Genomic DNA, 14,935 nt, shown 5'->3' on the forward strand with positions numbered 1-14,935 from the left:
GCGGCAGGGGTCAGCCGGCGTGCTTGCGGCGGGCCGTGGCGCGGGCGCGCTGGGTCTGGTCGAGCACGACCTTGCGGATGCGGACGGCGGCGGGGGTGACCTCGACGCACTCGTCCTCGCGGCAGAACTCCAGGGCCTGCTCCAGCGACAGCTTGCGCGGCGGGATCAGCTTCTCGGTCTCGTCGGAGGTCGAGGCTCGCATGTTGGTGAGCTTCTTCTCCTTGGTGATGTTGACGTCCATGTCGTCGGAGCGGGAGTTCTCCCCGACGATCATGCCCTCGTACACCTCGGTGGTGGGCTCGACGAAGAGCTGACCGCGCTCCTGGAGGTTGATCATCGCGAAGGAGGTGACCGCGCCGGCCCGGTCGGCGACCAGCGAGCCGTTGTTGCGGGTACGCAGCTCGCCGAACCACGGCTCGTAGGACTCGAAGACGTGGTGCAGGATGCCGGTGCCCCGGGTGTCGGTGAGGAACTCGGTGCGGAAGCCGATCAGGCCGCGCGCCGGGACCAGCCACTCCATCCGGATCCAGCCGGTGCCGTGGTTGACCAGCTGCTCCATCCGGCCCTTGCGGGTGGCCAGGAGCTGGGTGATCGCGCCCAGGTACTCGTCGGGGGCGTCGATGGTCAGCCGCTCGACCGGCTCGCAGATCTTGCCGTCGATCTCCCGGGTGACGACCTGCGGCTTGCCGACGGTCAGCTCGTAGGACTCGCGGCGCATCTGCTCGACGAGGATGGCCAGGGCCAGCTCGCCGCGCCCCTGCACCTCCCAGGCGTCGGGGCGCTCGGTGGGCAGGACCCGCAGCGAGACGTTGCCGACCAGCTCCTTGTCGAGGCGGTCCTTGACCATCCGGGCGGTGACCTTGGCACCCTTGACGCGGCCGACCAGCGGCGAGGTGTTGGTGCCGATGGTCATCGAGATCGCCGGCTCGTCGACGGTGATCAGCGGCAGCGGGATCGGGTTCTCGGCGTCGGCCAGCGTCTCGCCGATCATGATCTCGGGGATGCCGGCGACGGCGATGATGTCACCGGGGCCGGCCGAGTCGGCGGGCTTGCGCTCCAGGCCCTCGGTCATCAGCAGCTCGGAGATGCGGACCCGCTGGGTGCTGCCGTCGGTGCGGCACCAGGCGACGGTCTGGCCCTTGGCGATGGTGCCCTGCCGGACCCGGCACAGCGCCAGCCGGCCGAGGAACGGCGACGCGTCGAGGTTGGTGACGTGGGCCTGCAGCGGCGCGTCCTGCTCGTAGGCGGGCGGCGGGATGGTGTCGAGCAGGGCGCGGAACAGCGGCTCCAGGCTCGTGCTGTCCTGTGGGACGGAGCCGTCGGCGGGCTGGGTGAGCGAGGCGATGCCGTCGCGGGCGCAGGCGTAGACGATCGGGAAGTCGATCTGCTCCTCGTCGGCGTCCAGGTCGAGGAAGAGCTCGTAGGTGTCGTCCACGACCTCCTTGATCCGGGCGTCGGGGCGGTCCACCTTGTTGATCACCAGGATGATCGGCATCCGGGCGCGCAGCGCCTTGCGCAGCACGAAGCGGGTCTGCGGCAGCGGGCCCTCGCTGGCGTCGACCAGCAGCACCACGCCGTCGACCATGGTGAGGCCGCGCTCGACCTCGCCGCCGAAGTCGGCGTGGCCCGGGGTGTCGATGATGTTGATGGTGACCGGCTCCGACCCGTCCGCCGGCAGGTAGCGCACGCCGGTGTTCTTGGCCAGGATGGTGATGCCCTTCTCCCTTTCGAGGTCCATCGAGTCCATCACCCGCTCGGTCGTCTCGCCGCGGGCGCCGTAGGCGCCGGCCTGCCGCAACATGGCGTCGACCAGGGTGGTCTTGCCGTGGTCGACGTGAGCGATGATGGCGACGTTGCGGAGGTCGGTGCGAAGCTGCATGGGCTCCATCCTCCCGCCTGCGCGGATCAGGCGCCGCGTCGGGGTCGCCCCCCGGCCGCCGGCCGGATCCGGTGGGTGCGTGGCTGTCGGTGCCGGCGGCCCGGCTGTCATGCTGGCCGCGTGAGCCGGGGGCCGTCGTGCACGATCTGCTGAACTCGGTGCAGGGCCTGCCGCCCCTGCTGGTCTACCTGGTCGCCGCGGCGATCGTGGCCGGCGAGACGGCGGTGATCGTCGGGCTGCTGGTGCCGGGCGAGGCGACGCTGCTGCTGGTCGGCTTCCTCACGTACACCGGCGCGCTGCGGCTCGGCCCCGCCCTGCTGGTGATGATTGTCGCAGCCGTGACCGGGGACACGTTGGCGTTCCGCGCGGGCCGCCGCTACGGTCCCCGGCTGCGCGCGTCCGGCTTCGGGGCGCGGGTGGGCCCGCACCGGTGGCGGCGCGCCGACGCGCTGCTGGAGCGGCTCGGCGGGCGGGGGGTCCTCACCGCCCGCTGGGTGGCGTTCGCCCGCACCCTCGCGCCCCGCCTGGCGGGGGCGGCCGGCATGCCGTACCGCCGGTTCGCGCCGTGGAATCTCGCCGGCGTGGTGACCTGGGTGGGCGGGTCGGTGCTGGCGGGCAACCTGGCCGGGGAGTCGTACGAGACGGTGTCGCGGCTGCTGGGCCGGGCCACCGGCGCGGTGCTGGTGCTGCTCGGCGGGGTGCTCGCCGTGGTGCTGGTGGGCCGCTGGCTGGGCCGCCACCCGGATCCGGCACGGGCGCTGCTGGCCCGGGCGGCGGCGCTGCCGCCGCTGCGCTGGCTCGCCGCCCGGTACGGGGTGCTGTTCTTCCTGCTGGCGATGCGCGTCGGCCCCGGCTGGACGCTGCTGATCAACCTGGCCGCGGGGCTGGTGCTGCTGTTCGTGGCCGGCGTGGCCATCGCCTGGCTGCTCGGGGCGGCGATGCGGTGGAGCGGGCTGGCGGTGGTCGACGACGCGATCGCCGGCTGGTTCGCCGACCGGCGTACCCCGGGCGCGGCGGAGGTCGCGCTGACCGTGGTGTCCGTGTCGCGCGGCTCGGTGCTGATCGCGCTGGTGGCGGTGGTGGCCGCCGGTCGGGCGTGGCGGCAGCGTCCGTGCCCGGGTCGCGGCGGGGCGCTGCCGCGGGCCGAGCTGCTCGACGTGGTGGGCACCGTCGGCGCGTTCCTGCCGCTGGTGGTGCTCGCCGTGGTCGCCGAGGTGGTGGCGCCGGGCCGGCTCGCCTCCGGCGAGGAGGGGGTCCTGTTCGCGACGCAGAACGCGGTGATGGCGGCGAGCCTGTGCACCCTGGCCTGGCTGCTGTCGCGGGGCTCGCCCTGGCCGGTGACGGTGGCGGCGTGGACGGCCGCGGCGGCCGGGGTGGCGGCGATCGGCGGCGCGCGGCTCTATCTGGGGCAGGGCACCGCCAGCAGCACGATCACCTCGGTGCTGCTCGGGGTGGCCTGGACGGCGCTGTTCATGGTCGCCTGGGCGACGCGGGACCGGGCGGTCGGCGCGGGCGGCCCGACCGACGGCCGGGCCGCCCCGGGGGCGCCGGGGTGAGCAGCGGGCCGGGTCCGTCGGCCCGGCGCGCTGCCCGGACCGGCGCGCGGGCGGCGGCGGTGGTCCCGTCCCCGCCGCCGCCCGCGCGGTCCTCAGCTCCGGGCCGCCGCCGGCTCGGCCCCGTCGCGCCCCGCCCGCCCCGCGTCGCCGGCGTCGGGTGCGTCGCCGTCGGGTGCGTCGCCGGTGGGTGCCGGCGGGATCCGGCCGGGCCACCAGAAGCGGTCGCCGAGCAGGAACACCAGCGCCGGCACGAGGACCGTGCGCACCAGCAGCGTGTCGAGCAGCACGCCGATGCAGACGATGACCCCGATCTGGGTCAGCAGGATCAGCGGCAGCACGCCGAGGACGGCGAAGACCGCCGCGAGCAGCACCCCCGCGCTGGTGATCACGCCGCCGGTGACGCGCAGGGCCGAGAGCATGCCGTCGCGGGTGCCGGTGCGGCGGGCGTCCTCGCGGGCCCGGGTGACGAGGAAGATGTTGTAGTCGACGCCGAGGGCCACGAGGAAGACGAAGGCGAGCAGCAGGACGCCGCTGTCGAGCGCCGGGAACCCGAGGACGAGGTCGAACAGCAGCCACGCCGCGCCGAGGCTGGCGAAGAACGAGGCGACGACGGTGAGCACGAGCAGGGCCGGGGCGACCAGGCCGCGCAGCAGCAGCACGAGCACCGCGGCGACGAGCAGCAGGATGATCGGAAGAATCAGCCGCAGGTCCCTGCCGTCGGCCTCCTTGGAGTCGTACGTGGCGGCGACCGTGCCGCCGACGACGGCGCCGTCGAACCGCTCGACGCCGTCGACGGCGGGCGGGGCGGAGCCGGGAACCGCGGCGACGGCGGCGCGCAGCGCCTCGATCGCGCGGTCCGAGTCGGCGCTGCCCGGCTCGGCCTCGAGCACCACGTCGACCTGGGCGACGGCGGTGCCGGCGTCCCCGGGGCGGGCGGAGGCCACCCCGGGTACGGCGGTGGCGGCCGCCACCACGGCCGGCGTCGCCGCCGGGGTGGTCAGGACGGCGACCGGCTGCGTCGTGCCGGCGGGGAAGGCCCGGGCGAGGGTTTCCGCGCCGGCGACGGCCTCGGGCTTCACCCGGAACTGTTCGGTCTCGGACAGGCCGGTGCGGATGCCGAGCCCGCCGAGGGCGAGGCCGGCGAGCAGCAGCGTCGCGAGCGCCGCGACCGGCAGCGGGCGGCGGACGACGGCGGTGCCGAGCCGGCCCCACAGCCGGCCCTCACGCGCGGGGCCGCCGACCCGGGGCACGAACGGCCAGAACAGCCCCCGGCCGAAGAGCACCAGCGCGGCGGGGAGGACGAACAGCGCCGACAGCATGGCGAACACGATGCCGGTGGCGCAGGCCACGGCGAGGGCCCGGTTGTTCTCCTGCTCCGACAGCAGCAGGGTGAGCACACCGAGCACGACGGTGCCGCCGCTGGCGAGGATGGGTTCGGCGGTGCGGCGCAGGGCGGCGCGCATCGCGGCGAAGCGGTCGGCCTCGCGGCGCAGTTCCTCCCGGTAGCGGGCGATGAGCAGCAGGGCGTAGTCGGTGGCGGCGCCGAAGACGAGGACGCTGGCGATGCCGGTGACCGCGCCCTCCTGGAGGTGGATGCCGAGGGCGGGGACGATGGTGTCGACGGCCCGCAGCGTGAGCTGTTCGGTGGCCCCGACGACGACGAGCGGCACGATCCACAGGAACGGGCTGCGGTAGGTGACGAGCAGCAGCAGCGCGACGACGCCCGCGGTGACGGCGAGCAGCGTGACGTCCGCGCCCTCGAAGACCTGCGTCAGGTCGGCGGTGAACGCGGGGGCGCCGGTGACCTGCGCGGTGAGGCCGGTGGGCAGGCCGTCGAGGGCCGCGCGCAGGTCGGCCACCGCGTCGGCGACGGCCGTCTGGCCGTCGGCGGTGGACATCGGTACGGCGAGCAGCGCCACCGTGCCGTCGGGTGAGGTCTGCGGCGGGCTGACCCGACCGCCGACGGCGAAGCGGCCCAGCTCGCCGGCGCGGGCGGTGATCGCCGCTCGGTCCGGCTCGGTGAGGGGGGCGCCGTCGGCGCGGCTGACGACGACGATCGCGGGTTGGACGTCGCGGGAGGGCAGCTCGTCCTGGAGCCGTTCGACCTGGGTGGACTGCCACTGCACGGACAGCCCGGTGGACGAGACGGAGGCGGGGTTGTCGGGCTTCGGGAGCCCGAAGACGACCGCGCTGAGGACGATCGCGGCGGCCACGGTGAGCCAGGCGGCGAGCCGGCCGCGGGCGACGCGGGTGAACACAGACATCGGGTTCCCTCGTGGTTGTCGGGGTGGGGCGCGGGGCACCGGTGGGCGGGCTCGGCCGGCGATCGCGAAGGACCCGATTGTCGCGCCTGCCGAGTATCTTGATAAGCGAGATTATCGACAGCTCGACTATGCTGCAACCGGCACGCACGGGGGGAGGGGAAGCGACGTCGTGGCAACGCACGGCATGTACCGGAGACGGGAAACGCGACGCGAGCAGCTCGTCGCCGACATCACCAACGATCTGCGGCGCTACTCGTCCGACGCCCAGCACATCGGGCACGCCTTCGCCGGCCTGCACGGCCTCAACGGCACCGACCTGCACGCGCTCATCGCCGTCATGGACGCCGAACTCGCCGGCGCCCCGATCACCCCGGGCCGGCTGGGGGAGAAGCTCAACCTGTCCTCCGGCTCGGTGACCGCCCTGATCGACCGGCTGGAGCGCGCCGGCCACGTCCGCCGTGACCGCGACACCGGCGACCGCCGCAAGGTCTTCCTGCGCTACGCCGACCGGGGCGCCGCGCTGGCCATGGAGTTCTTCCAGCCGCTCGGCCACCGCACCGACGCCGCGATGGCCGGCTTCAGCGACGACGAGCTGGAGGTGGTGCGCCGCTTCATGACGGTCATGGTGGCCACCATGCGGGAGCACCTCGACCAGGTCCGGGCGACCCGCCCGGAGCCGGCGCACCGCGAACCGCGCTGACCCGCCCGCCCGGCCGGCGGGCGACCGGGGCGGGTGACGTGCCCGCCGCCGGCAACGGAACTGCCTGGCAGAACAGAGAAAACGCCCGCCGCGCGGCGGAGTACGCCGGGCGCGGCGGGCGCGGGTGCGCTGCGGCGACGGCCGGGATCGTCGACCCGACCGCCGTCACCGGCACGGAGCTACATCGCGCGGACGTTGTCCGCCTGCGGGCCCTTCTGCCCCTGGGTCACCTCGAACTCGACCTTCTGGCCCTCGTTGAGTTCCCGGTAGCCGCTCGACGCGATGGCCGAGTAGTGGACGAACACGTCCGGACCTCCGCCGTCCTGCTCGATGAAGCCGAAGCCCTTTTCCGAGTTGAACCACTTGACCGTGCCGGTAGCCATGCATCTCTCCCTGTTCAAAGCGGGTGAGCACCGACCGCTGGTCGATGATCGCCCTGTACCTCCCCGAGAGTAACCGGCAAAACCCGGATCTGCTGGACGAAGTGCCGCAGGGCGTATCCGAAAATGCCCGCGCCCCGGGCGCAGCCCTGGGAAAACCCGCCCGGCGGCGCCCCGCCTGCGGCATGCTTGCCCCGATGACAAGTCCCGCAGCCACCGCGCTGGCCGTGCTGGAGCGGGAGATCGACGTGCCCGGCGAAGGGCTGGACCGGCTGCGGCTCGTCGCCACCCCCTTCGTGCCCGAGGTGCGGCTGCACCTCGCCGAGGACGCCATCGTCTGGTGGGCCCGGATGGAGGCCGCCGCCGGCCACGCCCTGCCGCCGCCGTACTGGGCCTCGGCCTGGGCCGGCGGCCAGGCCCTGGCCCGGCACCTGCTCGACCACCCCGAGCTGGCCGCCGGCCGCCGGGTGCTCGACCTGGCCGCCGGCTCGGGGCTCGTCGCGATCGCCGCCGCGCTGGCCGGCGCGGCCCGGGTCGTGGCCAACGACATCGACCCGTACGCCGTCGCGGCGGTCACCGTCAACGCCCGCGCCAACCGGGTCGCCGTCGCCGCGATGGGCGAGGACCTGCTCGACTCCGACGCGCCGGACGCGGACCTGCTCGTCGCCGGGGACGTCTTCTACGACCGGGAGATGGCGGGCCGGATGCTGCCGTTCCTGCGTCGCGCCGTGGCCCGGGGCGCGCGGGTGCTGGTGGGCGACCCCGGCCGGGGGCACCTGCCCCGCGACCTGCTGGACCCGGTGGCCAGCTACCGGGTGCCCACCACCGAGCCGGCCGTCGACTCCCCGGTGCGCCGGGTGGAGGTGCTGCGGCCCCGGGCCGGCGGGCCTGACCCCGAGACGGGATCAGGGTCGGCTGGGGGATCAAACCCGATGCCGGACGTGGCGGACCGGCCGTAGCGTACGGACCATGGCGGAATGGACGCACCAGGTCGGGGAGCTGCCCACCATCCTGTTGGTGGGGGTGCTCGGGGTGGTGATGCTCTTCGACGCCGTACCGCTGGTGGGGGTGCTGGTCCCCGGCGACGTCGCGGTCCTCGCCGCGGTCGGCGTCGGGCGGCCGGCCACCGCCGCGAGCACCGTCGCCGCCGTGGTCGCCGGCTGCGTGGCCGGCTGGTCGCTGAGCTTCCTCGTCGGCCGGCGCTACGGCGACCGGCTGCGGCACAGCCGCGTCGGCGGCTGGATCGGGGAGTCCCGCTGGGCGGCGGCCGAGTCCGTCCTGCGTCGGGGCGGCGGCCGGATGGTGCTGGTCGCGCCCTTCCTGCCGGTGTTCAACGCGCTGCTGCCGCTGGCCGCGGGCGGCCTGCGGATGTCGTACCGCAGGTTCCTGGCCTGCGCGAGCGTCGGGGCCGCGCTCTGGGCCGGCCTCTACGTGGCCCTCGGCACGCTGTCCCGCTCGCTGGCCGGGCTGCTGCCGGTGGACGTCTCGCCGCTGCTGGTCACCATGGCGGTGGGTCTGCTGCTGGCCGGCGTGGTGCTGCTCGTCACGCGCCGCGGGCTGCGCGGCGCCGTCCCCGCCGCCCCGGCGGCCTGAGCCCCGGGCGGGCGACGGCGCCGCCGCCGGTCACCAGCCGCGGGCCCGCCACTGCGGCAGCGACGGGCGCTCCGCGCCGAGGGTGCTGTCCCGGCCGTGCCCCGGGTAGAACCAGGTCTCGTCGGGCAGCCGGTCGAACAGCCGGTGCTCGACGTCGTCGACGAGCTGACCGAACCGCTGCGGGTCCCGGTCGGTGTTGCCGACCCCGCCGGGGAAGAGGCTGTCGCCGGTGAACAGGTGCGGCACGCCCGCCGGGTCGCGGTAGAGCAGGGCGATCGAGCCCGGCGTGTGCCCCCGCAGGTGGATCACCTCCAGCTCGCGGTCGCCGACGGCCACCGTGTCGCCGTCGGTCAGCGGCTGCGCCGGGATCGGCAGGCCCGCGGCGTCGTCGGCGTGCACCAGCGCCCGCGCGCCGGTCTTCGCGACGACCTCCTCCAGCGCGACCCAGTGGTCCATGTGCTGGTGGGTGGTGACCACGGTGGCCAGGCCGGCGTCGCCGACCAGCTCCAGCAGCCGGGGCGCCTCGTTGGCCGCGTCGATCAGCAGCTGCTCGCCGGTGTCGCGGCACCGCAGCAGGTAGGCGTTGTTGTCCATCGGCCCCACCGACACCTTGGTGATGGTGAGCCCGTCGAGCTCGCGTACGGCCGGCGCGCCGCCGGGGCTGACGTCTCCGCTGTAGGTCATGCGTCCTTACATCCATTCCGGTGGGGTCGGCAGGGGACCGTCGGGGGTGACGGCGAGCGTGTCGGCGCCGCCGCGGCCGGTCAGCCAGGCGGCGAGCCCGTGGGCGGGGCCGGTGACGGTGGGTGCGCCGTCGGGATCGCCGACGACCACCTCGTGGCTGCTGCCGTCGAAGCGCAGCACCAGCGCCGGGGCGTCGTCCCGGCCGGCGAGGCCGGCGGTGACCTCGTGCAGCAGCCGCTGGGCGAACGCCTCCGGCCAGTCGGCCGGCGTGTAGCCGGCGGCTAGGTCGACGTGGTGCACCTCGACCTCCCGCAGCCGCCCCCAGACCAGCATGGCCGCCGGCCACGGGCCGCGCCGGGTCTCCACGGTCGCCGCCCACGCCTGCACGGGCATCGCGGCGACCGCCTCGGCGAACCGCTCGGCCGAGCGGCGCAGGTCGTCCAGGAGCGCGGCGGGCGTTCGGGCCGCCCCGGTGGCGATGTCGGCGGCGCGGGCCGCGGTGCTGGCGTACATCGGGATCCGCTCGCCGGTGCGGGCGGAGGTGAGCAGGTTGACGAACCCGTCGGCGTTGCGGGCCAGGTGGGTCAGCACGTGCGCCCGGGTCCAGCCGGGCAGCAGCGACGGCGCGGCGACGTCCGCGTCGTCGAGGGCCGCGGCGGTGCGCAGCAGCCGGGCCGTGGCGTCGTCGAGGTCACCGGTCAGCAGCAGCGGGTCCGCGGTCACGCACCGAACCCTAGCCGCCCGCGGCCCCGGCGTCGCCGTGGAAATCGCTTTCGGCGCGTCGGCGCGGCCCCTACCGTCGGCGGTGCAACGCGACACCGGGGACTCGGAGGAGGTGGTGCCCATGCCGGTCGAAGCACGCGTGTCGCCCCACCGTATCCACCGACCCTGAAGAGGTTGCCATGTCCATCGAACTGACCGCCCTCGGCTGGGACGCCGAACGGGCGGCCCACGCCCGCACCCGCGCCGGCCGGACTCCGGGCCGGGTGGCCCGCGTCGACCGGGGCGTGTGCACCGTGCTCGGCGCGGACGGGCCGGTCCGCGCCACCCTCGGCGCGGCGGTGCTCGCCGACGCGGCCCGCGACCTGACCCGGCTGCCCTGCGCCGGCGACTGGGTGCTGCTGCACGCCTGGCCCGACGGGCCGGTCACCGTCGAGTCCGTGCTGCCCCGGCGCACGGCGCTGGTGCGTCGCACCGCCGGCAAGGACGCCAGCGGGCAGGTGCTCGCCGCCAACCTCGACGCCGCGGCCGTCGTCGAGCCGGTGCACCCCGAGCCGGACGTCGCCCGCATCGAGCGGCTGCTGTCCCTGGCGCACGAGTCCGGGGCCACGCCACTGGTGGTGCTCACCAAGGCCGACCTCGCCGCCGACCCGGCGGCGATCGCCCGGCAGCTCGCCGGCGTCGCGCCCGGGGTGCCGGTGCTGCCGGTCAGCGCCGAGCGCGGCGACGGCCTCGACGCGCTGCGCCCGCACGTCGCCCCGGGCCGCACCCTCGCCCTGCTCGGCCCGTCCGGGGCCGGCAAGTCGAGCCTGGTCAACGCACTGGCCGGGGCGGTGGTGATGCCGACCCAGGCGATCCGCCGGGTCGACGGCAAGGGCCGGCACACCACCACCTGGCGGGCGCTGGTGCCGGTGCCGGGCGGCGGCGCGGTGCTGGACACCCCGGGGGTACGCGCGGTCGGCCTGCTCGACGGCGCGGCGGGCCTGGACCGGGCCTTCGCCGACATCGCCGCGCTGGCCACGGGCTGCCGGTACGGCGACTGCGCGCACGACGCCGAGCCGGGCTGCGCCGTGCGCGACGCCCTCGCCGCCGGGGAGCTGGCCGTCCGGCGGTACGACAGCTGGCGCCGGTTGCAGCGGGAGGTCGCCTTCGAGAGCCGGCGTCGGGAGGCCCGGCTGGCCGCCGAGCGCCGGGGCGGCTGGCGCGGCGGGCGGCGACGGACGGCCCGGCCGTGACTGTCGGTGTTGCCGGGGTAGCGGGGAGCTGACCGCGGCGGCGGCCGGTCGCCGGGGTGTCGGTGCCGGGCGAGGGCGGTGGGCCGGGGCCGTGACGGGGCCCGGCGCGACCGGGTTGAGCTGGGGGAATGTGCGGGCGCGGAAAGTTGTCGTACCTCGGGGCTAGAGTTGCCGAGGCGCTTCTTCTGCGCCCGCACGACCGTTCGGGGCCGTCCCGGAAGCCTCCCGGCCGCCCCGAGCGCCCAGATCCTCCTCGCCTTCTTCACCGGGAGTACACGGACAGTGGCCGACCGACTGATCATCCGTGGCGCGCGCGAGCACAACCTGCGTGACGTCAGTCTCGACCTGCCCCGGGACGCCCTGATCGTCTTTACCGGGCTCTCCGGGTCCGGCAAGTCGAGCCTGGCCTTCGACACCATCTTCGCCGAGGGGCAGCGCCGCTACGTCGAGTCGCTGTCGTCGTACGCCCGGCAGTTCCTCGGCCAGATGGACAAGCCGGACGTCGACTTCATCGAGGGCCTCAGCCCCGCCGTCTCCATCGACCAGAAGTCCACCTCGCGCAACCCGCGCTCGACCGTCGGCACGATCACCGAGGTCTACGACTACCTGCGGCTGCTCTACGCGCGGGTCGGCGAGCCGCACTGCCCGGTCTGCGGCGAGCGGATCTCCCGGCAGAGCCCGCAGCAGATCGTCGACCGGGTCCTCGCGATGGCCGAGGGCACCCGGTTCATGGTGCTCGCCCCGGTGGTGCGCGGCCGCAAGGGCGAGTACGTCGACCTCTTCGCCGAGCTCCAGGGCAAGGGCTACGCGCGGGCCCGGGTCGACGGCGTGGTGCATCCGCTGACCGAGCCGCCGAAGCTCAAGAAGCAGGAGAAGCACACCATCGAGGTGGTGATCGACCGGCTCACCGTCAAGCCCAGCGCCAAGCAGCGGCTGACCGACTCGGTCGAGGCGGCGCTCGGCCTCTCCGGCGGCCTGGTCCTGCTCGACTTCGTCGACCTCGCCGAGGACGACCCCGACCGGGAACGCCGCTACTCCGAGCACCTGGCCTGCCCCAACGACCACCCCCTCGCGATCGAGGACCTGGAGCCCCGGGTCTTCTCGTTCAACGCGCCCTACGGCGCGTGCCCCGAGTGCACCGGCCTGGGCACCAAGAAGGAGGTCGACCCGGAGCTGGTCGTCCCCGACCCGGAGCGCACCCTGCGCGAGGGCGCGATCCAGCCCTGGTCGTCCGGGCACAACCTGGAATACTTCCTGCGCCTGCTGGAGGCGCTGGGCGAGGCCGAGCACTTCGACGTCGACACCCCGTGGCGGGCGCTGCCGGCGCGGGCGCAGAAGACGATCCTGCACGGCTCCGGCGACCAGGTGCACGTGCGCTACCGCAACAAGTTCGGCCGCGAGCGTTCCTACTACACCGGCTTCGAGGGCGTGGTGCAGTGGATCGAGCGCCGGCACACCGACACCGAGAGCGAGTGGTCGCGGGAGAAGTACGAGGGCTACATGCGCGACGTGCCCTGCGCGGCCTGCGGCGGCGCGCGGCTCAAGCCCGAGGTCCTCGCGGTCACCCTGGCCGGCAAGAGCATCGCCGAGGTGTGCAACCTGTCGGTGGGCGAGTGCGCCGAGCTGCTGGCCGGCATCGAGCTGACCGACCGGCAGAAGATGATCGCCGAGCGGGTGCTCAAGGAGATCAACGCCCGGCTGCGGTTCCTGCTCGACGTCGGGCTGGACTACCTCTCCCTGGACCGCCCGGCCGGCACCCTGTCCGGCGGCGAGGCGCAGCGCATCCGGCTGGCCACCCAGATCGGCTCCGGCCTGGTCGGCGTGCTCTACGTGCTCGACGAGCCGTCCATCGGCCTGCACCAGCGCGACAACCACCGGCTCATCGAGACGCTGGTGCGGCTGCGCGGGCTGGGCAACACCCTGATCGTCGTCGAGCACGACGAGGACACCATCCGCACCGCCGACTGGATCGTCGACATCGGGCCGGGCGCGGGCGAGCACGGCGGGCGCATCGTGCACTCCGGGTCGGTGCCGGACCTGCTGGCCAACCCGGAGTCGGTGACCGGGGCGTACCTGTCGGGCCGGCGGGAGATCCCGACGCCGACGGGCCGCCGGCCGCAGACCCCGGGCCGGGAGCTGGTGGTGCACGGCGCGCGGGAGCACAACCTGCGCAACCTGACCGTGTCGTTCCCGCTGGGCCAGCTCATCGCGGTCACCGGGGTCAGCGGCTCGGGCAAGTCGACGCTGGTCAACGACATCCTGCACGCGGTGCTGGCCAACCAGATCAACGGGGCGCGGCACGTGCCGGGCCGGCACACCCGGGTCAGCGGCCTGGAGCACGTGGACAAGGTCGTCGGCGTCGACCAGTCGCCGATCGGCCGCACGCCCCGGTCCAACCCGGCGACGTACACGGGGGTCTGGGACCACGTCCGCAAGCTGTTCGCCGAGACCACCGAGGCCAAGGTCCGGGGGTACGGTCCGGGCCGGTTCTCGTTCAACGTCAAGGGCGGCCGGTGCGAGGCGTGCTCCGGCGACGGCACCATCAAGATCGAGATGAACTTCCTGCCCGACGTCTACGTCCCGTGCGAGGTGTGCAAGGGGGCCCGGTACAACCGGGAGACCCTGGAGGTGCACTACAAGGGCAAGACGGTCTCCGACGTGCTGGAGATGCCGATCGAGGAGGCGGCGGAGTTCTTCTCCGCGATCCCGGCCATCCACCGGCACCTGAAGACGCTTGTCGACGTCGGCCTGGGCTACGTCCGGCTGGGCCAGCCCGCGCCGACGCTCTCCGGCGGCGAGGCGCAGCGGGTCAAGCTCGCCTCCGAGCTGCAGAAGCGTTCCACCGGCCGCACGGTCTACGTGCTGGACGAGCCGACCACCGGCCTGCACTTCGAGGACATCCGCAAGTTGCTGATGGTGCTGGAGGGGCTGGTCGACAAGGGCAACACGGTGATCACCATCGAGCACAACCTCGACGTGATCAAGACGGCCGACTGGCTGATCGACATGGGCCCCGAGGGCGGCCACCGGGGCGGCACGGTGCTGGCCACCGGCACCCCCGAGGAGGTCGCCGAGGTGCCCGAGAGCCACACCGGCCGGTTCCTGCGCCCGGTGCTCGGGCTCGACGGGGAGGCCCGGGGCGCGAAGGCGGCCACCGGGCGGGCCGCGAAGGCCAACGGCGCCCCGGCCCGCCCCCGGGCCCGCAAGGTCGCGGCGGCGGCCCGCTGAGGCTGCCGCGCACGCCGACAAGGGGCGTCCCGGTTCGTCCGGGGCGCCCCTTCGCGTCGCCGCCGCCCTGCTCCTGCTCCGAGCCCGCCCCGGCCGGCCCGTGGGCCCGCCGCCAAACGATCACTGTGGTCGATTTGTTGAACCTTCAGGCACAGTGATCCGTGGACCCCAACGAGGCCCGGGCCCCCTTCGGACCGGGCAGTCGACAGAGAGGCCAGACATGAGTGACGAGCAGGTGCAGACCGGGCCGGCCACGCAGACGCGGCGCGCCCTCCTCGCCGGTGCCGGCGCGCTGGGCGCGGCGGTCGTCCTGTCGGCGTGCGGCGACGACTCCGACGACTCCGCCGGCGGCGACCCCGCCCCGAGCGGCGGCGCGGCGGCGACCGGCGGCGCCGGCGACTCCGGCGCGCTGGCCAGCACCGCCGACGTCCCGGTCGGCGGCGGCCTGATCCTGGCCGCGAAGGGCGTGGTGATCACCCAGCCCGAGGCCGGCACGTTCAAGGGCTTCGACCCGATCTGCACCCACCAGGGCTGCCCGGTGTCGAACGTCGACGGCGGCACCATCAACTGCACCTGCCACATGAGCAAGTTCTCCATCACCGACGGCTCGGTGACGTCGGGCCCGGCGACGACGCCCCTCGCGGCCAAGGAGCTCAAGGTCGACGGCGACCAGATCACCCTCGCCTGAACGGCGGC

The 14,935-nt window shown here is 74.7% G+C and carries 12 protein-coding genes; 7 read left to right on the forward strand and 5 right to left on the reverse strand.

Going from position 1 to position 14,935, the window contains the following annotated elements:
• Positions 1-10: 10 nt before the first annotated feature.
• Entirely contained in the window at positions 11-1,879 is a 1,869-nt protein-coding gene (typA, locus tag TK50_RS24480) for a translational GTPase TypA (protein WP_043967470.1), read from the reverse strand.
• Between the two features lie 137 nt (positions 1,880-2,016).
• Between typA and TK50_RS24485 the strand changes: the two genes are divergently transcribed.
• Positions 2,017-3,435 (forward strand): DedA family protein, encoded by a 1,419-nt coding sequence (locus TK50_RS24485; RefSeq protein ID WP_043969330.1) that lies wholly within the window; start codon positions 2,017-2,019, stop codon positions 3,433-3,435.
• 92 nt (positions 3,436-3,527) lie between these two features.
• Here TK50_RS24485 and TK50_RS24490 read toward each other — a convergent pair whose 3' ends face one another.
• Entirely contained in the window at positions 3,528-5,699 is a 2,172-nt protein-coding gene (locus tag TK50_RS24490; RefSeq protein ID WP_082106549.1) for an MMPL family transporter, read from the reverse strand.
• A 184-nt stretch (positions 5,700-5,883) separates the two neighbouring features.
• Here TK50_RS24490 and TK50_RS24495 point away from each other — a divergent pair, with 184 nt between their 5' ends.
• Positions 5,884-6,399, forward strand: coding sequence for a MarR family winged helix-turn-helix transcriptional regulator (locus TK50_RS24495; protein ID WP_043967471.1), 516 nt, complete (start codon positions 5,884-5,886; stop codon positions 6,397-6,399).
• 179 nt (positions 6,400-6,578) lie between these two features.
• On the opposite strand, the gene TK50_RS24500 is transcribed toward TK50_RS24495, so the two are convergent.
• Complete coding sequence (locus TK50_RS24500; protein ID WP_043967472.1) at positions 6,579-6,782, reverse strand: cold-shock protein; 204 nt, start codon at positions 6,780-6,782, stop codon at positions 6,579-6,581.
• Positions 6,783-6,964: 182 nt separating this feature from the next.
• On the opposite strand from TK50_RS24500, the gene TK50_RS24505 reads away from it, so the two are divergent.
• Positions 6,965-7,738 carry a class I SAM-dependent methyltransferase gene (locus TK50_RS24505; protein WP_043967473.1) on the forward strand — a complete coding sequence of 258 codons (774 nt, stop codon included), beginning with the start codon at positions 6,965-6,967 and terminating at the stop codon, positions 7,736-7,738.
• A gap of 10 nt (positions 7,739-7,748) precedes the next feature.
• Positions 7,749-8,372, forward strand: coding sequence for a DedA family protein (locus TK50_RS24510; protein WP_043967475.1), 624 nt, complete (start codon positions 7,749-7,751; stop codon positions 8,370-8,372).
• Between the two features lie 30 nt (positions 8,373-8,402).
• On the opposite strand, the gene TK50_RS24515 is transcribed toward TK50_RS24510, so the two are convergent.
• Positions 8,403-9,056 (reverse strand): MBL fold metallo-hydrolase, encoded by a 654-nt coding sequence (locus TK50_RS24515; RefSeq protein ID WP_043967477.1) that lies wholly within the window; start codon positions 9,054-9,056, stop codon positions 8,403-8,405.
• A 6-nt stretch (positions 9,057-9,062) separates the two neighbouring features.
• The gene (locus TK50_RS24520) at positions 9,063-9,779 is read right to left on the reverse strand and encodes a maleylpyruvate isomerase family mycothiol-dependent enzyme (RefSeq protein WP_043967480.1); all 717 of its coding nucleotides are present in this window, start codon (positions 9,777-9,779) and stop codon (positions 9,063-9,065) included.
• Positions 9,780-9,958: 179 nt separating this feature from the next.
• On the opposite strand from TK50_RS24520, the gene rsgA reads away from it, so the two are divergent.
• The 3 genes from rsgA (at position 9,959) to TK50_RS24535 (ending at position 14,927) form a co-directional block, all read left to right on the forward strand.
• Positions 9,959-11,011, forward strand: a complete 1,053-nt coding sequence (gene rsgA, locus TK50_RS24525; protein WP_043967481.1) for a ribosome small subunit-dependent GTPase A — start codon at positions 9,959-9,961, stop codon at positions 11,009-11,011.
• Between the two features lie 282 nt (positions 11,012-11,293).
• The gene (gene uvrA / locus TK50_RS24530; protein WP_043967484.1) at positions 11,294-14,239 is read left to right on the forward strand and encodes an excinuclease ABC subunit UvrA; all 2,946 of its coding nucleotides are present in this window, start codon (positions 11,294-11,296) and stop codon (positions 14,237-14,239) included.
• Positions 14,240-14,459: 220 nt separating this feature from the next.
• A complete protein-coding gene (locus tag TK50_RS24535) occupies positions 14,460-14,927 on the forward strand; it encodes a Rieske (2Fe-2S) protein (protein WP_043967486.1) in 468 nt (155 codons plus the stop codon).
• Positions 14,928-14,935: the final 8 nt, after the last annotated feature.

This window comes from Micromonospora haikouensis (assembly GCF_000876225.1).
Classification (GTDB): domain Bacteria; phylum Actinomycetota; class Actinomycetes; order Mycobacteriales; family Micromonosporaceae; genus Micromonospora; species Micromonospora haikouensis.

Excerpts from the sequence above, each read along its gene's own strand:
- TK50_RS24500 (WP_043967472.1), bottom strand. The coding sequence starts at position 6,782 with ATGGCTACCGGCACGGTCAAGTGGTTCAACTCGGAAAAGGGCTTCGGC.
- TK50_RS24535 (WP_043967486.1), top strand. The coding sequence starts at position 14,460 with ATGAGTGACGAGCAGGTGCAGACCGGGCCGGCCACGCAGACGCGGCGC.
- rsgA (WP_043967481.1), top strand. The coding sequence starts at position 9,959 with ATGTCCATCGAACTGACCGCCCTCGGCTGGGACGCCGAACGGGCGGCC.
- TK50_RS24510 (WP_043967475.1), top strand. The coding sequence starts at position 7,749 with ATGGCGGAATGGACGCACCAGGTCGGGGAGCTGCCCACCATCCTGTTG.
- TK50_RS24505 (WP_043967473.1), top strand. The coding sequence starts at position 6,965 with ATGCTTGCCCCGATGACAAGTCCCGCAGCCACCGCGCTGGCCGTGCTG.
- TK50_RS24495 (WP_043967471.1), top strand. The coding sequence starts at position 5,884 with ATGTACCGGAGACGGGAAACGCGACGCGAGCAGCTCGTCGCCGACATC.
- TK50_RS24490 (WP_082106549.1), bottom strand. The coding sequence starts at position 5,699 with ATGTCTGTGTTCACCCGCGTCGCCCGCGGCCGGCTCGCCGCCTGGCTC.
- TK50_RS24515 (WP_043967477.1), bottom strand. The coding sequence starts at position 9,056 with ATGACCTACAGCGGAGACGTCAGCCCCGGCGGCGCGCCGGCCGTACGC.
- typA (WP_043967470.1), bottom strand. The coding sequence starts at position 1,879 with ATGCAGCTTCGCACCGACCTCCGCAACGTCGCCATCATCGCTCACGTC.